This window comes from Jeotgalibacillus alimentarius (genome assembly GCF_000829445.1).
In the GTDB taxonomy this organism is placed as follows: domain Bacteria; phylum Bacillota; class Bacilli; order Bacillales; family Jeotgalibacillaceae; genus Jeotgalibacillus; species Jeotgalibacillus alimentarius.
Window position 1 is genome coordinate 1 of the sequence record NZ_JXRQ01000023.1, and the last position, 1,663, is coordinate 1,663.

The following is a 1,663-nucleotide window of genomic DNA, read 5'->3' on the forward strand; positions in this document are numbered from 1 at the left end:
AAATTAAACAACCTGGCACCGATAGAGTATCGGTACCAGGCCGTAGCGTAGTTCTAACCTTTTTTCTTTTTTACTGTCTACTTGACAGGGCGCAGTTCAGATGATAGATCAGAAAACTGCTTTTTAAGATGACCCGTACGGGATTCGAACCCGTGTTACCGCCGTGAAAGGGCGGTGTCTTAACCACTTGACCAACGGGCCTGACTGGCGGAGAAGGAGGGATTTGAACCCTCGCGCCGCTTACACGACCTACACCCTTAGCAGGGGCGCCTCTTCAGCCACTTGAGTACTTCCCCATAAAAAATGGCTCCACAGGTAGGACTCGAACCTACGACCGATCGGTTAACAGCCGATTGCTCTACCACTGAGCTACTGTGGAACGAATGGTGGGCCTAAGTGGACTCGAACCACCGACCTCACGCTTATCAGGCGTGCGCTCTAACCAGCTGAGCTATAGGCCCTTATAATGGAGCGGGTGATGAGAATCGAACTCACGACATCAGCTTGGAAGGCTGAGGTTTTACCACTAAACTACACCCGCACTTTCTGAATGGGGCGACTGATGGGAATCGAACCCACGAATGCCGGAACCACAATCCGGTGCGTTAACCACTTCGCCACAATCGCCATGAAACAACAAAGATGGCTTTGGACGGAATCGAACCGCCGACACATGGATTTTCAGTCCATTGCTCTACCAACTGAGCTACAAAGCCTTAAAAATGGCGGTCCCGACCGGGATCGAACCGGCGATCTCCTGCGTGACAGGCAGGCATGTTAACCGCTACACCACGGGACCATAAATAATTGCGGGGGCAGGATTTGAACCTGCGACCTTCGGGTTATGAGCCCGACGAGCTACCGAACTGCTCCACCCCGCGACGATATGAAATTAAAAATGGAGGAGGAAGAGGGATTCGAACCCCCGCGGGCTGTTACACCCCTGTCGGTTTTCAAGACCGATCCCTTCAGCCAGACTTGGGTATTCCTCCGTATAAATATAAAGTGGTGGACCTTGCAGGACTCGAACCTGCGACCGGACGGTTATGAGCCGTCTGCTCTAACCAGCTGAGCTAAAGGTCCTTTATTATATTGGTGGCGGCAGAGGGGATCGAACCCCCGACCTCACGGGTATGAACCGTACGCTCTAGCCAGCTGAGCTACGCCGCCCAATAAATAAAGTGTCTACAAAATACATATGGTGGAGCCTAGCGGGATCGAACCGCTGACCTCCTGCGTGCAAGGCAGGCGCTCTCCCAGCTGAGCTAAGGCCCCATATGAGTTATAAAAGATGGTCGGGAAGACAGGATTTGAACCTGCGACCCCTTGGTCCCAAACCAAGTGCTCTACCAAGCTGAGCTACTCCCCGTCAGTTATGTGTTGTTCTATGTATTTTATATGGCGCGCCCGAGAGGAGTCGAACCCCTAACCTTTTGATCCGTAGTCAAACGCTCTATCCAATTGAGCTACGGGCGCTGAATAGAGTAAGCGGAAGACGAGATTCGAACTCGCGACCCCCACCTTGGCAAGGTGGTGTTCTACCACTGAACTACTCCCGCATGGTAAATATGGTGCGGGTGGAGGGACTTGAACCCCCACGCCTTGCGGCACTAGATCCTAAGTCTAGCGTGTCTGCCAATTCCACCACACCCGCATAAAAATT

General features: G+C 52.6%; 17 tRNA genes. All 17 read right to left on the minus strand.

Going from position 1 to position 1,663, the window contains the following annotated elements:
• Nucleotides 1-129: 129 nt before the first annotated feature.
• A tRNA-Glu gene (locus KP77_RS12025) sits at nt 130-201 on the minus strand.
• Between the two features lie 4 nt (nt 202-205).
• Nucleotides 206-296 (minus strand) — tRNA-Ser (locus KP77_RS12030).
• A gap of 8 nt (nt 297-304) precedes the next feature.
• Nucleotides 305-379: transfer RNA gene (locus KP77_RS12035), tRNA-Asn, on the minus strand.
• Between the two features lie 5 nt (nt 380-384).
• Nucleotides 385-461 (minus strand) — tRNA-Ile (locus KP77_RS12040).
• A 6-nt stretch (nt 462-467) separates the two neighbouring features.
• Nucleotides 468-541, minus strand: a tRNA-Gly gene (locus KP77_RS12045).
• A gap of 10 nt (nt 542-551) precedes the next feature.
• Nucleotides 552-627: transfer RNA gene (locus KP77_RS12050), tRNA-His, on the minus strand.
• A gap of 16 nt (nt 628-643) precedes the next feature.
• Nucleotides 644-716: transfer RNA gene (locus KP77_RS12055), tRNA-Phe, on the minus strand.
• Nucleotides 717-723: 7 nt separating this feature from the next.
• A tRNA-Asp gene (locus KP77_RS12060) sits at nt 724-799 on the minus strand.
• Nucleotides 800-807: 8 nt separating this feature from the next.
• Nucleotides 808-881: transfer RNA gene (locus KP77_RS12065), tRNA-Met, on the minus strand.
• 18 nt (nt 882-899) lie between these two features.
• Nucleotides 900-992 (minus strand) — tRNA-Ser (locus tag KP77_RS12070).
• Between the two features lie 14 nt (nt 993-1,006).
• Nucleotides 1,007-1,083 (minus strand) — tRNA-Ile (locus KP77_RS12075).
• 10 nt (nt 1,084-1,093) lie between these two features.
• Nucleotides 1,094-1,170, minus strand: a tRNA-Met gene (locus KP77_RS12080).
• Between the two features lie 29 nt (nt 1,171-1,199).
• Nucleotides 1,200-1,275: transfer RNA gene (locus KP77_RS12085), tRNA-Ala, on the minus strand.
• 17 nt (nt 1,276-1,292) lie between these two features.
• Nucleotides 1,293-1,369: transfer RNA gene (locus tag KP77_RS12090), tRNA-Pro, on the minus strand.
• A 30-nt stretch (nt 1,370-1,399) separates the two neighbouring features.
• Nucleotides 1,400-1,476 (minus strand) — tRNA-Arg (locus KP77_RS12095).
• Nucleotides 1,477-1,487: 11 nt separating this feature from the next.
• Nucleotides 1,488-1,559, minus strand: a tRNA-Gly gene (locus KP77_RS12100).
• Between the two features lie 10 nt (nt 1,560-1,569).
• Nucleotides 1,570-1,654: transfer RNA gene (locus tag KP77_RS12105), tRNA-Leu, on the minus strand.
• Nucleotides 1,655-1,663: the final 9 nt, after the last annotated feature.